This is a genomic window from Bradyrhizobium betae, assembly GCF_004123905.1.
In the GTDB taxonomy this organism is placed as follows: Bacteria; Pseudomonadota; Alphaproteobacteria; order Rhizobiales; family Xanthobacteraceae; genus Bradyrhizobium; species Bradyrhizobium betae_A.
Window position 1 is genome coordinate 528999 of sequence record NZ_MZXW01000035.1, and the last position, 16658, is coordinate 545656.

A 16658-nucleotide genomic window follows, 5' to 3' on the forward strand; every position below is an offset into this window, starting at 1 on the left:
TCACAACGACAGATGCGCGTCGCGGATGTCCGGACGCGAATCGAGCTCGGCCATGGTGCCGCCGAAGCAGATGCGGCCGCGCTCGATGATATAGGCGCGATCGGAGATCAACCGCGCAAAGTGCAGATTCTGCTCGGAGACGACGATGCTGACGCCCTCCTTCTTCATGGTCAGGATGGCTTCGACCATCTGCTCCACGATTTTCGGCGACAGGCCTTCCGAGGGCTCGTCGAGCAGCACCAGCGACGGATTGCCCATCAGCGTGCGTGCGATCGTCAGCATCTGCTGCTCGCCGCCGCTCATGCGGCCGCCCGGGCGGTTTTTCATCTCGCCCAGATTTGGAAACAGCGCGAACAGTTTTTCGCGGGTCCAGTATGGCGCGTTCGGGCGCTTCGGCTGGCGGCCGACCTCGAGATTCTCCTCCACCGTCAAATCAGTGAAGATACGCCGTTCCTCGGGCACGTAGCCAAGCCCGTCGCGCACGATCTCGTGCGTCGGACGGGCCAAGACATCCTTGCCCTCGAACATGATACGGCCGGTTCGCTGCGCGACGAGGCCGACAATCGAGCGGAAGGTTGTCGACTTGCCGGCGCCGTTGCGGCCCAGCAGCGCCACCACTTCGCCCTCGCCCACCTCGAAGCCGATGTCGAACAGGATATGGGCCGGGCCGTAATGGCTGTTGAGGTCCTGCACCGTGAGCTTCATGTCGAGGCCCCCTCGCGATGCTCGCCATCGTAGAGCAAGCCCTCGCCGAGATAGACCGCCTGCACTTGCGGATTGCTCCGCACCTCGGCCGGCGAGCCCTCGGCAATCAGCGAGCCGCGGTTAAGCACGATGATGCGGTCGGCATGCTCGAACACCACGTCCATGTCGTGCTCGGTGAAGAGCACGCCAATCGATTTTTCCCGCGCGATCTGCGCGGTGAGCCGCATCAAATCGACGCGCTCCCGCGGCGCCATGCCGGCGGTCGGCTCGTCCATCAACAGCAGTCTTGGCTGGTTGGCGAGCGCGACTGCAAGCTCGAGCCGCTTGAGGTCGCCATAGGCAAGCTCACCGCAGGGACGATCGGCGTAGCCACCCATGCCGACGAGTTCGAGCAGACGCCCAGCCTCCCCGCGGTCGAAGTTTGGGGCCGAGCCGAAGAGATTGAACAACTGCTTCCCGTGAGAGATCAGCGCGACCTGCACGTTCTCGCGCACCGTCATGGTCGCGAAGGTCGCGGTGATCTGGAAGGTCCGGCCCACGCCCATGCGCCAGATCTCGCGCGGTTTCTTGCCGGTGGTCTCCTCGCCGAGCAGGCGGACGTGGCCGGTATCCGGCTTGTTCTGGCCGTTGAGCATGTCGAAGCACGTGCTCTTGCCGGCGCCGTTCGGGCCGATCAGCGCCAGAATTTCGCCTGATCGCAGCGAGAACGAGACGCCGCGCACGGCATGGATGCCGCCATAGGATTTGGTCAGGCCTTCGACCGCGAGAAGTGGGGGCGCGACGCTCATTCGGCGGACTCGATCGGCTTGGCAATGAGAGGCGATCCCGGCGGCGATGACTTCCGGCGGCGCTGCGCCAGCATCTCCAGCATGCCGACGATGCCCTTGGGGAAGACAACGACGATCAGAACGATGAAGCCGCCGAGCACCAGCTTCGACAGATCGGTCTGGCTGACCAGCCAGATGTTGAGGGCTTTGTAGACGATCGCGCCGATCACCCCGCCCGAGACGGTCTCCACGCCGCCGAGCAGTACCATGACCAGCGCATCGACCGACAGCGAGATGCCGAGATTATCCGGGAAGACGCTGCCCTTGAGGTAGGCGAACAGGGCGCCGCCGATGCCGGCGGTGGTGCCCGCGATCACGAAGGCGGTCCACTGGATGCGCTTGGCATTGATGCCGACGGCCTCGCTGCGCAGCACCGAGTCGCGCGTCGCCCGCAACGCATAGCCGAACGGCGAGAACACCATGATCCGCAGCGCGACGGTCACGAGCGCGGCGACGCCGAGCGCCAGCCAATAGAAGTGCGACGGGCTCGCCGCCCATTTTTCCGGCCAGATGCTCAAAATGCCATTGTCACCGCCCGTTACGCTCACCCATTGGAACGCGATCGACCAGACGATCTGCGCGAAGGCGAGCGTCAGCATCGCAAAGTAGACGCCGGAGAGCTGCACGGCGAAGAAGCCGAACACCGCGGCGCCCATGCAGCCGAGCAGCGGTCCGAGCAGGAGGCACACGATCATCGGCAGACCCGCCATCTTGGCGAGGAACGCGACGCCGTAGGCGCCGAGACCGAAATACGCGGCGTGGCCGAAGGACGCGAGCCCGCCGACCGACATCAGGAAGTGCAGGCTGACGGCGAAGATCACGAAGATCGCGATCTCAGAGCCGACGGTCAGCGCGTAATTGCCGGCGAACAGCGGCAGCATCGCCGCGATGACCAACGCCGCCAGCGAGGCCAGCCGCTCATTCGACGTCAACGGCCGCCAGGGATTGACGGTCAGGCCAGGCGTCTTGCGCGCGGCCGCTTCCGGCTTGCCGAACAGGCCCCAGGGCCGCACGATCAGCACCGCCGCCATCACCAGGAAGACCAGGATAATCGAGATTTTCGGAAAGATGAGAATGCCGAACGCGTTGAGCTCGGAGACCAGCACGGCCGCGACGAACGCGCCGATAATGCTGCCGAGGCCGCCGATCACCACCACGACGAAGACCTCGACGATGATGCGCAGATCCATGGCATGATGCACGGCATCGCGCGGGATCTGGAGCGCGCCGCCGAGGGCCGCAAGGAAGACGCCGACCGCGAACACGCTCGTGAACAGCCATTTTTGATTGACGCCGAGCGCTGCGACCATGTCGCGATCCTGCGTCGCCGCGCGCACCAGCACGCCCCAGCGCGTGCGCTGGAATAGCAGCCAGAGAATGCCGAGTACGACCGGCCCGAGCACGATCAGGAACAGATCATAGCTCGGAATGTTCTGGCCGAAGAAGTCGACCGCCCCCTTGAAGCCCGGCGCGCGGCGGCCGACGAGATCGTCAGGCCCCCAGATCAGCACCACGAGATCCTCGACCATCAGAGTCAGGCCGAAGGTGCCGAGCAGCTGGAACAGTTCGGGCGCGTGATAGATGCGCCGGAGCAGCACCATCTCGACCAGCACGCCGATCAGCGCCACGGCAAGGGCTGCGACAACGACGCCGCCCCAGAAGCCGAACGCACCGGAGAAACGCTCCGTCAGCGTGAAGGCGATGTAGGCGCCGATCATGTAGAAGGCGCCATGCGCGAAATTCACGATCCGCGTCACGCCGAAGATGATCGACAGGCCCGAGGCCACCAGAAACAGCGACGCTGCGCTAGCGAGACCGGTGAGAAACTGTACGACATAAAAGGCCATCGGCGGTCCGGGTCAGGTGTTTGAGTCACCTCGCCCCGCTTGCGGGGAGAGGTCGAATTGTGCCCGGCGATGCGAAGCATCGTCCGGTGCAATTCGGGTGAGGGGGAGCCTCCGCGAGTCGTCTCTCACCTCCCTCGCGGAGGCTCCCCCTCACCCCTACCCTCTCCCCGCGAAGGGTGGGGAGAGGGAGAAGGAAAGAGAGATCAATCCTTCGGGCGCAACTTCTCGACTTCGGCGTCGCTGGGCAGATAGTCCGCGCCCTTCTTGTAGGTGGCATCCACCATCACGCCCTTGCCGTCCTTCTGCGCGGTCTTGCCGACATAGGCACCGAGCGTCGACTGATGGTCGATCTTGCGGAAGGTGATCTCGCCGAATGGCGACGGCATCGAGAGGCCTTCGGCCGCTGCGATCATCTTGTCGGTATCGGTCGAGCCGGCCTTCGCCAGGATGGCCGCGGCCGCCTTGATGGTCTGGTAACCGACGATCGAGCCGAGGCGCGGATAGTCGTTGTACTTGGCCTGATAGGCCTTCAGGAACGCGTCATGCTCGGGCGTCTTGATCGAGTACCAGGGATAACCGGTGACGATCCAGCCCTCGGGCGTCTCGTCCTTGAGCGGGTCGAGATATTCGGGCTCGCCGGTCAGGAAGGACACGACCTCGCGTCCCTTGAACACGCCGCGGGTGTTGCCTTCACGCACGAGCTTGACGAGGTCGGGACCGAAGGTGACGTTGAGGATCGCCTCGGGATTGGCCGCCGCAACCGCCTGCACCACCGGACCCGCGTCGATCTTGCCCTGCGGCGGCCATTGCTCGTCGACCCACTGGATGTCCGGGCGCTTCTCCGACATCAGCTTCTTGAACACGGCGACTGCCGACTGGCCATATTCATAGTTCGGCGCGATCGTCGCCCAGCGTTTTGCGGGCAACTTGCTGGCGGCTTCCACCAGCATCGCAGCCTGCATGTAGTTGGAGGGACGCAGGCGGAAGGTGTACTTGTTGCCCTTTGCCCAGGTCACGGCGTCCGTCAGCGGTTCGGCCGCGAGGAAGAACACTTTCTTCTGGTTGGCGAAGTCACTGACCGCGAGACCGATGTTCGACAGGAACGTGCCCGTCAGCATCGCGACGCCTTCGCTGGAGACGAGCTCATTGGCCGCGGTCTGCGCATCCGCCGGCTTGCCGCCATCGTCCTTGGAGACGACGACGAGCTTCTTGCCGTTGATGCCGCCTGATGCGTTGATCTCTTCGACCGCGAGCTGCCAGCCCTTGCGATAGGGTTCTGTGAACGCCGGCAGCAGCGAATAGCTGTTGATCTCGCCGATCTTGATCTCCTGCGCCACGGCCGAATGAGCCATGCCGCCCGCCAGAAGCGCGAAGGCCGCGCCGACGAAGTAATTCTTTGCTCGCATCCCAACCTCCAGTTTTGAACTCTCTCTACGTCTTCTATTTCAAACCGTCTTCGCCCTTGATCTCGGCGACCGTCAGCCCGCCGACGCGCGGCAGCGGACGGCCGCTATCGGTGACGGCGACCGCGACCATGATCTCGTTGGCGCGCGGTGCGTCGTTGATCTGCACCTCCATGCCGTCGAAATGGCTGCGCACGAAGGCCGCATCCTTGTGGCCGAGCGGAATGTCGAGCGTCGTGCCCGGACCGCTGCGCTTCTTCGACGACGGGATCAGCGCCGCGCCCTTGCTCAGGACCTTGCGCACCGGCGCGCCCATCTTCGGGTGAAGGATCGCGGCCGCATGCTCCAGCTCGCCGTTCTCGCCGACAGCCGCGGCCTTGCCATAGCTCTGCGCCCTCGCGCCATCGATGCCGAGCGCGGCCACCGCGCGCTTCGACAAGAGCTCGCCGAGCTCCTCGCCGATCGCGATCAGCGGCGACAGGTCCTCGACATACTTTCCGGCAAAGGGATTTTCGATCACGGCGATCGCAGCGGCGCGCCGGGTCGGCGGCGAGACCTGGCGGCCCATTTCCATCTGCGTCTCTTCGACGACGGTGACGATCTTGCGAATGATCGCGCTCATGTCTCGCTTCCCTGCTCAGGCATGAACCGCATTCTCCAACATAGCCGGGCGCGGTCGTTGCCGTTCAATATCTTTCGGTCCGATGACGAGCATATCACCACAAAGCTGCAACACGGCCCCCTCGATCAATCCGCGATCGATTAATTGCCGTGCACATTCCGCGCCAGATTCCAGCGCGGCGGTGATCTCGTTCTGCGACAATTCACCGACAGCGCGGGTGACAAGACGCGCGCCGAGATCGCTGTCGGGCTGAAGCTCGTTGGCGGGTAGCCTTGTGATGGCGGGATGCCCGGGCAGATCGACGGCATTGGCGATGACCGTCGCTGCCGCATCGGCTTGCGATGCCGTCACGGCGAGCACCGTCACCGCATCGGCAATGCCGAGCGAAAAGCTGCGGCCGTGCCGCCCGCTGGTCGCGATGCCCCGCACAGCGTCATTCGAATCGACCCGCATGGTGCGCATGACACCCTCACGATCAGGCCGATCCATCAGACCGACCGAAAAATGCTCGCCGCGCCCGAGATGAAGGGCAATATCGCCGCCATTATTGACGTAAGCGTGGTCGAGCGACGCCGCGCCGGTCATCGCGCCGAGAATTTCTTCCGCCACACTGCCGGCAACTGCCGCCATCGGCGTGATGAAGCAATCAGGAGCATAGGGCGCGACAGCTGCGTGCATCCGCCGCGCCACTACGCCCCTCAGCGAAGTCTGCCTCTCGGCAGACGTCCGCAATTCCGGCAGTTCCGCGCAAAGCTCGTCAAGTAGCCCGGTGAAACGGCGCGCCGCAGCCTCGTAAGCCGCGCGCACGGCATCCGCGCGCCCCCTCGCCTCAACGATCAAATCAATCGGTCCATCCTGCAAATGCAGCCGCCGGCCATCAGACAGCAATGCGATTTGCGGGAGCCGCGTCATGCCCGCGGCCCCGGAATCGGGTTCTGCCAGGGTAGCTGGCGGACATCATCGCCGCTCTGCACCTCGGAGAGCGGTTTGACATAATCCATGTGCCCGCCGAGCGCGGCGTAGTCGGACAGCTTCATCGTGAACTCGATCGGCGCAACCAGCGCCGGCGTCGGCACATAGCCGAACGCGCCTGAGGGCATCTGCGTCACATCCACCATGTAGGTGATGCCGCCGCCGGGCCAGACATAGACCGGCGCGCCGCCGCTGGTGACCCGCGTCAGCGCGTCCTTGACCGAGCGCGTCAGCCGCACCGGATTGTCGGTGACACCCGCGCGCAGCGAGCCGCCGGCACCGGCCATGAACAGCACCGTGCACAACGCCGGTTCGCAATTCTCCTGGATGCGCTCGACCGAGAACTTGAGGTCAGCGGGCATCTCGGTCTCGACCGGCTTCAAGGCCTCGTCGAGCACGTAATAGGACGAATGCTCGCCGGTCGTGGAGACCATCAGCATCGAGAGGCCGGCCCTGGCCTCCTTGGCGTCGAACGGACCGAGGATCGCGAGCGGATCAGAGATGTTGGTGCCGCCCCATCCGGTGCCGGGATCGGCGACCTGGAAATAGCGGCCGGGCGTCGAGCGGCGGCCCTTCATCTTGATGCCGGTGTCGGCGATGTCGAGCAGCTTGCCGGCCTGATGCTCGCTGAGCACGCCGGTGATGTGGTCGTCGACCACGACGACCTCGTCGACCTTGCCGTGCCATTGCTTGGCGAACATGCCGATCGTCGCCGAGCCGCAGCCGACGCGCATGCGCTCTTCTTTCACGCCGTTGACGATCGGCGGCTGGCCAGCCTGCACCACGACGCTGGCGCCGCCGTCGATGGTCAGCTCGACCGCCTTGCAATTGGCGAGGTCCATCAGCGTGTCGCAGGTGACGCGGCCCTCCTTCTTGGAGCCGCCGGTCAGATGATGCACGCCGCCGAGCGACAGCATCTGCGAACCATATTCGCTGGTGGTGACGTGGCCGACCGCCTCGCCCTGCGCGCGAACGGTCGCGGTTTCCGGGCCGAGATAGCGGTCGGTGTCGATCTTCACCTTGATTCCGCAATAGGAGAAGATGCCTTCGGTGACCACGGTCACCATGTCGACGCCGTCGATCTCGGACGACACGATGAAGGGCGCCGGCTTGTAGTCGGGATAGGTCGTGCCCGCGCCGATCGCGGTGACGAAGGTCGAGGGTTCATGGACGATCTTGCCGTCCCAGTCTTCGGTGCGGCTGAACGGAACGAGCTTTCCACCATGCGAGACGGTGCGCTCCAGGATCACATGCGGATCGACGCGAACGAGCTTTCCGTCATGGTTGGCATAGCGGTCGCAGGCGCCTGCCGCGCCCGGCTTGATGTAGCACATCACCGGACAGGCATCGCAGCGGATCTTGTCGATGGCAGCGCTCGTTGTTTCCATCACCATGCCAGAGCCAGCGGACACCGCGGTTATCATTCGTATACGAACGATGTTGCGCGCGGTCCCCTGGGCTGTCAAGCGGCGGTGCAGCGCAAAAGATGCGCCTGCCGCATAAAACCTCATTTGCCTATCCGCTTTGTCCACAAAGCGGGCAGTCGCGTTGCAGTGCGGCATGCACGGCTTGCACGTTTGTGTACAAACGGTATCGTCGCGACGTAGATTTTGAGATGACTTGATCGAGCGCTTGGCAAAGATGATGACGCAGACACCGATCCGCCTCACCGTGAACGGCAGGATCCACGAGGTCACGGCAGAGCGGCAGACGCCGCTGCTCTACGTGCTGCGCAACGACCTCGCGCTCAACGGACCGAAATATGGTTGCGGCCTCGGTGAATGCGGCACCTGCACTGTCCTGATAGACGGCGCAGCCGCGCGCGCCTGCGTGATTCCGATCGGCGGCTGCGTCGGGCGCGACATCGTGACACTCGAAGGCCTCGGCACGCGCGACAAGCCAGACGTCGTGCAACAGGCCTTCATCGACGAGCAGGCCGCGCAATGCGGCTACTGCCTCAACGGCATGATCATGACCACCAAGGCGCTGCTCGCGATCAACCCGCAGCCTTCAGAGCAGGAGGCGCTGGCCGCACTGCGCTACAATCTCTGCCGCTGCGGCGCGCATGTCGAAATCCTGCGCGCGGTCATGCGCGCATCGGGCCAGCTTGCCGAGGCCCGTGATTGATGGCCTCCCCTCTCTCGAACGGAGCTGAGCGGGGCTCGCTCGTCGTCGTCCGCACCGTGGACGAGATTACATCCGAGACATTCATCCGCATCACCGCGGACGGCTCGGTAAGCGCCTATAACGGCCATGTCGATCTCGGCACCGGCATCCGCACCGCGCTCGGCCAGATCGTCGCCGAAGAGCTCGACGTCTCCCTTGCCCGCGTCGTCGTCGTGCTCGGCGACACCGCCGTGGTGCCGAACCAGGGCGCGACGATCGCCAGCGAAACCATCCAGATCACCGCCGTTCCCTTGCGCAAGGCCGCAGCCCAGGCGCGGCACTTCCTGATCGCACGCGCGGCCGAGCGGCTGGAGCTTCCGGCGGCTGACCTCACAATCGAAGACGGGCTTATCCGTGGCCATAATCGCAGCGTCAGCTATGGCGAATTGATCGGCGGCGAGACCATTCGTCTTGAGCTTGCCGACGACGTTGCCGTCAAGGCGGTGGGCGATTACGCCATCGTCGGCCAGTCGATGCCGCGCGTCGATCTTCCGGCCAAGGCCACGGGTGAGCTGACCTTTGTGCACGACATCCGCTTGCCCGGCATGCTGCATGGCCGAGTCGTGCGCCCGCCCTATGCAGGCGTCGATGCCGGCCCATTCGTCGGCACCAGCCTGATCGCGGTCGATGAGGCCTCGGTGCGCGACATTCCCGGCCTCGTTGCCGTCGTGCAGATCGGTGATTTCGTCGGTATCGTCGCCGAGCGCGAGGAGAATGCGATCCGCGCGGCGGAGCAGCTCGCGGTGAGCTGGAAGCCGACGCCCACACTCGCCGATCTCGCCGATGTCGAGAAAGCACTGCGCGCCCATCCATCGACGCCGCGCACGCTGATCGACAAGGGCGACGTCGATGCGGCGATATCAGGCGCGGCCAGGCCGATGCGGCGCACCTACGTCTGGCCGTATCAGATGCACGCCTCGATCGGCCCGTCCTGTGCGGTCGCCGATTTCCAGGACGGCAACATCCGCGTCTGGTCGGGCACACAGAACCCGCACGTGCTGCGCAACGATCTGGCGCTGCTGATCGAGCGTCCCGAGAGCGAGGTCGAGGTGATCCGGCTGGAAGCCGCCGGCTGCTACGGCCGCAACTGCGCCGACGACGTCAGCGCCGACGCGCTGCTGCTGTCCCGCGCGGTCGGCCGTCCCGTGCGCGTGCAGTTGACGCGGGAGCAGGAGCACGCCTGGGAGCCCAAGGGCACTGCGCAGCTCATCGACGTCAATGGCGGTCTCGACGCTGAAGGCGGCATCGCCGGATACGATCTCGCCACGCGCTATCCGTCGAACGCAGCACCGACGCTGGCGCTGCTGCTCACCGGGCGCATCTCATCCGAACCCGCGGTGCTCGAGATGGGCGACCGCACCGCGATCCCGCCCTACGATTACGATCACATGCGCGTCGTTGCCCATGACATGGCGCCGATCGTGCGCGCCTCCTGGTTCCGCGGCGTCTCGGCGTTGCCGAACACGTTTGCCCACGAGTCCTATATCGACGAGGCCGCAACCGAAGCCGGTGTCGACCCGATCGAATATCGCTTGCGCTACCTGAAGGACCAGCGCGCCGTCGATCTCGTCAATGCGGTGGCTGAACGCGCAGGCTGGACGCCACGACCGATGCGTGAGGAGAAGGACGGCGATATCGTGCATGGCCGCGGCTTTGCCTATGCCCTCTACGTCCACAGCAAGTTTCCAGGCTACGGCGCGGCATGGTCGGCCTGGGTTGCCGACGTCGCCGTGAACAAAGCGACTGGCGACGTCAGCGTGACGCGCGTCGTCGCGGGGCAGGATTCCGGGTTGATGATCAATCCGGATGGCGTGCGCCATCAGATCCACGGCAACGTCATCCAGTCCACCAGCCGCGCGTTGATGGAGGAGGTCTCGTTCGAACGCGGCGCGGTGGCGGCGCGCGAATGGGGCGCCTATCCGATCATCCCCTTCCCCGATGTGCCCAAGATCGACGTCCTGATGCTGCCGCGCTCCGATCAGCCGCCGCTCGGCGTCGGCGAGTCCGCCTCGGTGCCGAGCGCGGCGGCGATCGCGAATGCGATCTTCGATGCCACCGGCGTGCGCTTCCGCGAGCCGCCGTTCACGCCGGAACGTATCCTGAAAGGGCTACGCGGCGATGCACCGGGCACGCCGCAGGCCCTGCCCCCGCCGGCGCCGCCGCCGTCGCGCGTCTGGGAAAATCCGTTCGCCAAACACGCCGGCATCTTTGCGACGATTGCCGCCCTCTGCACCACCGCGATCGGCATCGGTGCGACGCTTCTGCCCGGCCGTGCCATCGCGCCGATCGCCCGGCCCGATGCGTCGGTCTATTCCGCAGCGACTATCGCCCGCGGCCAGCAGCTCGCCGCGCTCGGCAATTGTGCGGAGTGCCACACCACGATCAACGGCGTGCCCAACGCCGGCGGCCGTGCGCTGGAGACGCCGTTCGGCACGATCTTCTCGACCAACATCACACCTGACGTCGAGACCGGCATCGGCGCCTGGTCCTATCCCGCCTTCGAGCGCGCGATGCGCGACGGGCTGCATCGCGACGGACGGCAGCTCTACCCCGCCTTCCCCTACACGCATTTTTCAAAGACTGATGATGCCGACATGCAGGCGCTCTACGCCTATCTGATGGCGCAGTCCGCGGTGCGCGCAACCGCGCCCGCGAACACGCTCGCCTTCCCGTTCAACCTCCGTCCGCTGCTGGCGGGCTGGAACGCGCTGTTTCACCAGACGAGAGAGTTCACGCCCGATCCCGCCAAGTCCGAGGTTTGGAATCGCGGCGCCTATCTGGTCGAGAGCCTTGGCCATTGCAGCGCATGCCATTCGCCGCGCAACGCGCTCGGCGCCGAGCGGCGCCAGGCTTATCTCGCCGGCGGCTTTGCCGAGGGCTGGGAGGCACCGCCGCTGACCTCGCTGTCGCACGCGCCGATCCCGTGGAGCGAGGACGAGCTGTTTGCCTATTTGCGCACCGGCCATTCCCGCTATCACGGCGTCGCCGCCGGCCCGATGGCGCCCATCGTCAGGGATCTCAAAGCCCTGCCCGACCCCGACATCCGCGCGATGGCGGTCTATCTCAATTCGTTCAACGACAAAGCGGCCGATGCGCCCGTGCTGGCAGCGACGCTTGAGAGCGCAACGCAAGTCACCGTTGCCTCGTCCACCGGTGCGCGGCTCTATCAGGGCGCCTGTGCCGTCTGCCACGAGGTCGGCGGCCTGCCGCTGTTCGGCAGCCGGCCCTCGCTCGCGCTCAACAGCAATCTGCACAGCGCGACATCGGACAATCTGGTGCAGGTGATCCTGCACGGCATCACTGATCCCGTGTCGAGCGATCTCGGCTACATGCCCGCGTTCAGGAACAGCATGAGCGACGCGCAGGTCGAGGAACTCGTCGGCTTCCTGCGCAAGCAGTTCGCACCGGCCAAGCCGGCCTGGACCGGCGTCCGCGAGACGGTCGCGCGCGTGCGGACCTCAGCGCACTAAATCAGCCGTGCTTCTTTGCCTCCACCGGCGGCGTGCCGTGGGTGTGGAAGGACTCGATCGTCTTCAGGCCCCAGGCCTGGCCCTTCTTGCGTTCCTCCTCAGTCCACACGATCGGCTTCCAGTCCGGCGCGAGGATGAGGCGCGCGCCGGCATTGGCGACCTCGACGCGGTTGCCGCCGGGCTCGTAGACATAGAGGAAGAAGGTTTGCTGGATCGCGTGCTTGTGCGGCCCAGTCTCAATGTGGATTCCGTTCTCCAGGAAGATGTCGGCGGCGCGAAGAATCTCCTCACGGCTGTCGAGCGCGTAGGTGACATGGTGAAAGCGGCCGGGCGTGCCTGAGTGATCGAGCGAATAGGCGAAATCGTAGCTCTTGTTCGACATGGTCAGCCACATCGCCGCTTCCCGGCCGTCATTGAGCACGATCTGCTCGGTGAGGCGGCAGCCGAGGTAATTCTCGAAGAACTCGCGGTTGGCCTTGATATCGACGGCGAGGCAATTGAGATGGTCGAGCCGGCGCACATTGACGCCGCGCGCCGGAAAGCGCTGCGCCTGGTTCTTCAGCGCGGGCTTCAGCTCCGGCGGGGCCTGGTACCATTCGGTCTCGTAATAGAGCTCGACGATGTGACCGTCAGGATCGCGGCAGCGGAAGGTCGGCCCCTGCCCCATGTCGCCGTCGATCCAGCCGATGTCGAAGCCGGAGCCCTTGAGCGCGGCGACGCGGCGCTCGAGCGCCTGCTGGCTGCGCGCGCGCAGCGCCATGTGCTCCATGCCCGATGTCTTCGACGCAGTGAGCTTCAGCGAATAGCGCTCGTAATCGTCCCAGCCGCGCAAATAGACCGACTCGCCCTTTTGCCCGCTGACGGTCATGCCCATGACGTCGACGAAGAATTTCAGGCTCTCGTCCGGCTTCGGCGTCAGCAGTTCCATGTGGCCGAGATGGGCCAGATCGAGGATCGGTTCGGGCTGCATGGGTTCCTCCTGGGCATGGCAGACGCATGGCCGGCCGGGTCATTTGTACTAATGTACAAATGATTAGGTCCCGTCAACAAACCGGCTCCACGGTCGGGAGAAGCATCCCGGCGACGATCCTCCGAACGGACGGAACCCGATGCTCGAATGGTAAAACCTTCCTTAAGCCCCTTTCGGGCCATCGGCCTGGAAAAGCAGCATTTTCCGGCCAATTTCGCCGGCAAGTATGCATTAGGAACAACTCTATTAGCCGAATTGTCGCGGATTTAACAAAGCTCCCGCCCCTGCCGCTTAACAGTTTGTGCAGCCCCGTCCACGCATAGTCGGGCAAACTCCTCGCTCTTGCCAGGTTCATTCATCGTGACATCCTTTGGACGCGTGATTTCGGTTCGCGGATCGCTCGCCCGGGTCGGGCTTCTGGCGGAAAGCCGGATGCCGGTCTCGGAAGTTCGGGCCACCGTCGGCCGGTTCGTCAGCATCCGCTGCGCCAGCTCGGTCATCGTTGCCATGATCACCGAGGTGTCCTGCGAGAACCTCTCGAGCAGCGACAATTTGATCGCGATCGCCTCAGTCGACTTGCTCGGCGAGATCCTCAACGCCGCCGACAAGGCCAAATTCCAGCGCGGCGTCACCAATTATCCGACCATCGGCGATTCCGTCGACTTGATCACCAGCCAGGAGCTGCGCACGATCTACGCGCCGACCGGGTCGGACCAGATCAATGTCGGCTTCCTGCAGCAGGATCGCTCGGTCATCGCCTATGTCGATATCGAGGAAATGCTGTCCAAGCACTTTGCGGTGCTCGGATCGACCGGCGTCGGCAAATCCACCGGCGTGTCGCTGCTGCTCAACGAGATCCTGAAAGCGCGCCCGAACCTGCGCATCTTCCTGCTCGACGTGCACAACGAATATGGCCGCTGCTTCGGCGACCGCGCGCTGGTGCTCAACCCGCGGAACCTGAAGCTGCCGTTCTGGCTGTTCAATTTCGAGGAAATCGTCGACGTGCTGTTCGGCGGCCGCGCCGGCGTGCCCGAGGAGCTCGACGTCCTCGCCGAGGTGATCCCGATCGCCAAGGGCATCTACACGCAGTACCAGAACGCCGATCGCCTCGGCCTCAAGCGCATCGATCCAAAACAGATCGGCTTCACCGTCGATACGCCGGTGCCCTACCGCCTGGTCGATCTGATCTCGCTGATCGACGAGCGCATGGGCAAGCTGGAAAACCGCTCCTCGCGCATCATCTATCACAAGCTGATCTCGCGCATCGAAGCGGTGCGCAACGACCCGCGCTACGCCTTCATGTTCGACAACGCCAATGTCGGCGGCGACACCATGGCCGAGGTGATCAGCCATCTGTTCCGCCTGCCCGCCAACGGCAAGCCGATGACGGTGATGCAGCTCGCGGGCTTTCCGGCCGAGGTCATCGATTCCGTCGTCTCGGTGCTGTGCCGCATGGCCTTCGACTTCGGCCTGTGGAGCGACGGGGTGTCGCCGATGCTGTTCGTTTGCGAGGAAGCCCACCGTTACGCCTCCGCCGACCGCAATGTCGGCTTCGGGCCGACCCGCAAGGCGGTGTCGCGCATCGCCAAGGAAGGCCGTAAATACGGCGTCTATCTCGGCCTGATCACGCAGCGCCCGGCAGAACTCGACGCCACCATCATCTCCCAGTGCAACACGCTGTTCACGATGCGTCTTGCCAACGAACGCGACCAGGCGCTGCTGCGCGCCGCCGTGTCGGACGCGGCCGCGAACTTGCTCTCCTTCGTGCCATCGCTCGGCACCCGCGAGGTGCTGGCCTTCGGCGAAGGCGTCGCACTGCCGACCCGCCTGCGCTTCAAGGAGGTGCCGCCGCACCAATTGCCGCGCGGCGAGGCCACCATCTCGAGCGTGCCGTCGGTGACATCAGGCCACGACATGCATTTCGTCGGCGCGGTGCTCGAACGCTGGCGCGGCGCCACCTCGCAGCGCGACACGCCGAACGACCCGGTGTTCTCCGCCCCGCCGGCCAAGACGCTCGCCCCGGCCGAGACACCGATGCTGCAGCCCTCGATGGGGCTCGATCCGGATCGCTTCTCGCTGCTGAAGAAGCCGCTGCGGTAGCACAGTCCCGTGTCCCGGACGCGCTGCAGCGTGCAACGCTGCTGCGCAGATCCGGGACCCACGCCACAATCACCGCCCTCCAAAATTCTGGGCCCCGGCTCTGCAGCGCACCGCTGAAGAAGCGCTGCGCTGCGTCCGGGGCACGAGAGCAGCGCGTTGAGCCCGCCGCCCGCATCGACTATGGTTCCCGGCCCCAAGCCGGAATCCATCCCCATGACAAAACCCGCCGCGCAACGCTTCCCCGCTCCCGCCCTCGACACGCTGCCCGAGGACATCCGCACGCGCCTCCTCGGCGTGCAGGAAAAAAGCGGCTTCGTGCCGAACGTGTTCCTGACGCTGGCCTACCGCCCCGACGAGTTCCGCGCCTTCTTCGCCTATCATGACGCGCTGATGGAGAAGGACGGCGGCCTCAGCAAGGCCGAGCGCGAGATGATCGTGGTGGCGACCTCGGCGGCCAACCAGTGCCAATATTGCGTGATCGCGCATGGCGCGATCCTGCGCATCCGCGCCAAGAACCCGCTGATCGCAGACCAGGTCGCGGTGAACTACCGCAAGGCCGACATCACGCCGCGGCAAAAGGCGATGCTGGATTTCGCAATGAAGGTCTCGGCCGATGCGCAGCGCGTCTCGGAGGAGGATTTCGCAGCGCTCGCGCCCCACGGCTTCAGCGACGACGACATCTGGGACATCGCGGCGATCTCGGCCTTCTTCGCCCTGTCGAATCGGCTGGCCAATTTCACAGGCATGCGGCCGAACGAGGAGTTCTACCTGATGGGACGTCTTCCCAAGAAGTGACTGAAAAGCAATGACGGAGCTCGACTGGCCTGAAATCATTGCGCGTCTCGGCACCGCGACTGTCGCTGCCGGAGCGGTCGGGCTCGATCGCGACCTGCACGGCAAGCCGATCGGGTTGAAGACGCTCGGCATCGTCGGCCTCTCCACCGCGACCGTGGTGCTGCTCGCCTTGCAGCTCGCCGAACCCGCCAAGGTCGCCGATGCGGCGAGCCGGGTGATCCAGGGCATCCTCACCGGCATCGGTTTTCTCGGCGCCGGCGTCATCGTGCACCAGAGCACGGGATTTCGTGTCCGCGGCCTGACCAGCGCCGCCTGCACCTTTCTCGCCGCCTGCCTCGGCATCGTCTGCGGTGCCGGGCAATGGAAGATCGTCGTCGTCGCGCTGGCGCTGGCCTTCGTTCTGCTGACAATCGGCCGCCGCATCGAACGCCGGCTGCACCGGATCCTCGGCGGCAAGGACGAGACGCGCAGCTCTGAGACGTCGCCGGACGCGCCACCGCGGACCTAGTCCGGCTGTATCAGCACACGGCCTTCGCATCCGTCACGTCCTTCGCCGCTGGCTCCAGAAACTTCCCAAACCGACGATAGCGGTGACGAGCAGAACGGCGACAAAGGTCTGGATGATGGTGAAGTTCAGCGCATCACGCGCAACGAACAGCGCGGTGATGGCGCCGGCAACGACGAAAAGAATGCGAAAGATCGCGCTCACGGTGAGGTCTCCGGGCAATCATGCCGGCAGACCTTAACAGTGCGCATCCCAGTGGATTTGCGGGAGATCAAG

General features: G+C 65.0%; 14 protein-coding genes. 5 read left to right on the plus strand and 9 right to left on the minus strand.

What is annotated here, in order from left to right:
• The 7 genes from B5V03_RS27695 to B5V03_RS27725 form a co-directional block, all read right to left on the minus strand.
• The gene (locus tag B5V03_RS27695; protein WP_129273519.1) at window positions 1-705 is read right to left on the minus strand and encodes an ABC transporter ATP-binding protein; all 705 of its coding nucleotides are present in this window, start codon (window positions 703-705) and stop codon (window positions 1-3) included.
• Window positions 702-1493, minus strand: a complete 792-nt coding sequence (locus tag B5V03_RS27700) for an ABC transporter ATP-binding protein (protein WP_129273520.1) — start codon at window positions 1491-1493, stop codon at window positions 702-704. Before B5V03_RS27700 ends, B5V03_RS27695 begins: the two co-directional genes overlap by 4 nt.
• Window positions 1490-3379 carry an ABC transporter permease gene (locus tag B5V03_RS27705; protein ID WP_129273521.1) on the minus strand — a complete coding sequence of 630 codons (1890 nt, stop codon included), beginning with the start codon at window positions 3377-3379 and terminating at the stop codon, window positions 1490-1492. The genes B5V03_RS27700 and B5V03_RS27705 overlap by 4 nt, the downstream gene beginning before the upstream one ends.
• A 203-nt stretch (window positions 3380-3582) precedes the next feature.
• A complete protein-coding gene (locus B5V03_RS27710; RefSeq protein ID WP_129273522.1) occupies window positions 3583-4785 on the minus strand; it encodes an ABC transporter substrate-binding protein in 1203 nt (400 codons plus the stop codon).
• A 34-nt stretch (window positions 4786-4819) separates the two neighbouring features.
• Window positions 4820-5404, minus strand: coding sequence for an amino acid synthesis family protein (locus tag B5V03_RS27715; RefSeq protein ID WP_129273523.1), 585 nt, complete (start codon window positions 5402-5404; stop codon window positions 4820-4822).
• A gap of 15 nt (window positions 5405-5419) precedes the next feature.
• Entirely contained in the window at window positions 5420-6316 is an 897-nt protein-coding gene (locus tag B5V03_RS27720; RefSeq protein ID WP_129273524.1) for a UPF0280 family protein, read from the minus strand.
• Window positions 6313-7770 (minus strand): 6-hydroxynicotinate reductase, encoded by a 1458-nt coding sequence (locus B5V03_RS27725; RefSeq protein WP_164988340.1) that lies wholly within the window; start codon window positions 7768-7770, stop codon window positions 6313-6315. The genes B5V03_RS27720 and B5V03_RS27725 overlap by 4 nt, the downstream gene beginning before the upstream one ends.
• Before the next feature lie 250 nt (window positions 7771-8020).
• Here B5V03_RS27725 and B5V03_RS27730 point away from each other — a divergent pair, with 250 nt between their 5' ends.
• Together B5V03_RS27730 and B5V03_RS27735 are read left to right on the plus strand one after the other, a co-directional pair.
• Window positions 8021-8503: a (2Fe-2S)-binding protein gene (locus tag B5V03_RS27730; RefSeq protein ID WP_129273613.1), complete on the plus strand. Its 483-nt coding sequence runs from the start codon at window positions 8021-8023 to the stop codon at window positions 8501-8503.
• The gene (locus B5V03_RS27735) at window positions 8503-12012 is read left to right on the plus strand and encodes a molybdopterin cofactor-binding domain-containing protein (RefSeq protein WP_129273525.1); all 3510 of its coding nucleotides are present in this window, start codon (window positions 8503-8505) and stop codon (window positions 12010-12012) included. Before B5V03_RS27730 ends, B5V03_RS27735 begins: the two co-directional genes overlap by 1 nt.
• 1 nt (window position 12013) lies before the next feature.
• Here the strand turns inward: B5V03_RS27735 and B5V03_RS27740 are convergent, their stop codons facing one another.
• Window positions 12014-12982 carry a catechol 2,3-dioxygenase gene (locus tag B5V03_RS27740; protein ID WP_129273526.1) on the minus strand — a complete coding sequence of 323 codons (969 nt, stop codon included), beginning with the start codon at window positions 12980-12982 and terminating at the stop codon, window positions 12014-12016.
• Between the two features lie 360 nt (window positions 12983-13342).
• Between B5V03_RS27740 and B5V03_RS27745 the strand changes: the two genes are divergently transcribed.
• The 3 genes from B5V03_RS27745 (at window position 13343) to B5V03_RS27755 (ending at window position 16385) form a co-directional block, all read left to right on the plus strand.
• Window positions 13343-15082 carry an ATP-binding protein gene (locus B5V03_RS27745; protein WP_129273527.1) on the plus strand — a complete coding sequence of 580 codons (1740 nt, stop codon included), beginning with the start codon at window positions 13343-13345 and terminating at the stop codon, window positions 15080-15082.
• Between the two features lie 213 nt (window positions 15083-15295).
• Window positions 15296-15877: a peroxidase-related enzyme gene (locus B5V03_RS27750; protein ID WP_129273528.1), complete on the plus strand. Its 582-nt coding sequence runs from the start codon at window positions 15296-15298 to the stop codon at window positions 15875-15877.
• A gap of 10 nt (window positions 15878-15887) precedes the next feature.
• On the plus strand, window positions 15888-16385 hold the full coding sequence (locus B5V03_RS27755) for an MgtC/SapB family protein (RefSeq protein ID WP_129273529.1): 498 nt from the start codon (window positions 15888-15890) through the stop codon (window positions 16383-16385).
• Window positions 16386-16418: 33 nt separating this feature from the next.
• Here B5V03_RS27755 and B5V03_RS41695 read toward each other — a convergent pair whose 3' ends face one another.
• Window positions 16419-16586 (minus strand): hypothetical protein, encoded by a 168-nt coding sequence (locus tag B5V03_RS41695; RefSeq protein WP_164988322.1) that lies wholly within the window; start codon window positions 16584-16586, stop codon window positions 16419-16421.
• Window positions 16587-16658: the final 72 nt, after the last annotated feature.

Coding starts and splice junctions, on each gene's coding strand:
- B5V03_RS27750 (WP_129273528.1), top strand. CDS start 15,296: ATGACAAAACCCGCCGCGCAACGCTTCCCCGCTCCCGCCCTCGACACG.
- B5V03_RS27700 (WP_129273520.1), bottom strand. CDS start 1,493: ATGAGCGTCGCGCCCCCACTTCTCGCGGTCGAAGGCCTGACCAAATCC.
- B5V03_RS27720 (WP_129273524.1), bottom strand. CDS start 6,316: ATGACGCGGCTCCCGCAAATCGCATTGCTGTCTGATGGCCGGCGGCTG.
- B5V03_RS27730 (WP_129273613.1), top strand. CDS start 8,021: ATGACGCAGACACCGATCCGCCTCACCGTGAACGGCAGGATCCACGAG.
- B5V03_RS27755 (WP_129273529.1), top strand. CDS start 15,888: ATGACGGAGCTCGACTGGCCTGAAATCATTGCGCGTCTCGGCACCGCG.
- B5V03_RS27725 (WP_164988340.1), bottom strand. CDS start 7,770: ATGGTGATGGAAACAACGAGCGCTGCCATCGACAAGATCCGCTGCGAT.
- B5V03_RS27705 (WP_129273521.1), bottom strand. CDS start 3,379: ATGGCCTTTTATGTCGTACAGTTTCTCACCGGTCTCGCTAGCGCAGCG.
- B5V03_RS27715 (WP_129273523.1), bottom strand. CDS start 5,404: ATGAGCGCGATCATTCGCAAGATCGTCACCGTCGTCGAAGAGACGCAG.
- B5V03_RS27710 (WP_129273522.1), bottom strand. CDS start 4,785: ATGCGAGCAAAGAATTACTTCGTCGGCGCGGCCTTCGCGCTTCTGGCG.
- B5V03_RS27735 (WP_129273525.1), top strand. CDS start 8,503: ATGGCCTCCCCTCTCTCGAACGGAGCTGAGCGGGGCTCGCTCGTCGTC.
- B5V03_RS27740 (WP_129273526.1), bottom strand. CDS start 12,982: ATGCAGCCCGAACCGATCCTCGATCTGGCCCATCTCGGCCACATGGAA.
- B5V03_RS27695 (WP_129273519.1), bottom strand. CDS start 705: ATGAAGCTCACGGTGCAGGACCTCAACAGCCATTACGGCCCGGCCCAT.